The 1,215-nt window shown below is 63.5% G+C and carries 1 pseudogene; it reads right to left on the bottom strand.

The window, feature by feature from the left end:
- Positions 1-94: 94 nt before the first annotated feature.
- Positions 95-1,015, bottom strand: a pseudogene (locus P3T23_RS47775) (ISNCY family transposase); the annotation flags it as partial.
- Positions 1,016-1,215: the final 200 nt, after the last annotated feature.

Consider the following 1,215-nt stretch of genomic DNA (forward strand, 5'->3'; position numbering starts at 1 on the left):
CCATTAAAGCCTCCCGCGCCGGAACGCCGGCGGCCGGTCAGCTTACGCTGCGAAAAAGCGGACATTTGAACTTGGCTAAAAGCGGACATTACAACCGGTGCGCATCGAACGTGCTCCTCGGTGGCTTTGCAAAGCGCGCGTTGTAGCCGGCCACGAAGGCGGGCGCGTATGCATTCGCCGCTTCCATGGTCTGGATGCCGCGCAGCCGCAGTTCCTTGACCAGCCGGTCCTGCAGCGTCAGGTGCGCGCGCTCGACGCGCCCCTTGGCCGGGCTCGAGTTCGCGCAGAATGTGTCGATGTTCAGCTCGTACATCGCCCGGCCAAACTGCGTGACGCCCCGCGCGCCGGTGCGGCTGTACGTTGGCCGGAATACGCTGGCCCGGTCGCTGTAGAACGCGACCGGCTTGCCATAGCGTTCGAGGTACGCACGCGTCGCCTCAAAGTAGCTGAAGGTCGACTCCGTGGCCGTGAAGTGCAGCGCCATGATCTGGCTGGTTGCGTCGTCGACATACACCAGCAGCGTGCACGCCGGCGCCCGGTCCTCGAACCACCGGTGATCGCTGCCGTCGATCTGGATCAGCTCGCCCAGGCACGCTCGCCGGGCCCGTGGCTGGTGGATCTTCGGCGGCCGCTGGCTGCGCGGCACCCACAGGCCTGCGTCCGTCATCAGGTGCCTGATGGTCTCCTTTGACAGCACGAGCCCATGGCATTCGCGCAGCTTCTCGCAGGCGAGCGTCGGACCAAAGTCGGCGTAGCGCTCACGGATGATGGTCAGGGCACGCAGCGCCAGGCCTTCGTCGAGCTTCCGGTTACCCGGGCGGTCACGCTTGCGCGAGGCCAGACCCGCCGCGCCGGATTCGCGATATCGCAACACCAGCCGCTCGATCTGCCGCACCGTGAGGCCGAGCCGCACCGCGGCACGCCCGGGCTTCAGTCCCATGTCCACCACGGCCTGGATCACCTTCAGACGGTCGAGTTCGCGCATGTTCAGTGTCACGAGTGTGGCTGGTTTCATGGCTGGCTCCTGCCATCGCACAGAGAGCCGCCAGCTTGCCAGCAGTCGAAAAACACGACATTTGTATCTTGCTAGAACACGACATTCTCATATTGCTCCCACAGTAATGTCGAGGCCAGATTCAGATGTCCGCTTTCCGGCCAAGTTGAAATGTCCGGGTTTAAGGGGTTTGTTTCTAACGCCTTTTGTCTCACACATTG

Origin of the sequence: Paraburkholderia sp. GAS448, assembly GCF_050435685.1 — a bacterium.
GTDB lineage: Bacteria > Pseudomonadota > Gammaproteobacteria > Burkholderiales > Burkholderiaceae > Paraburkholderia.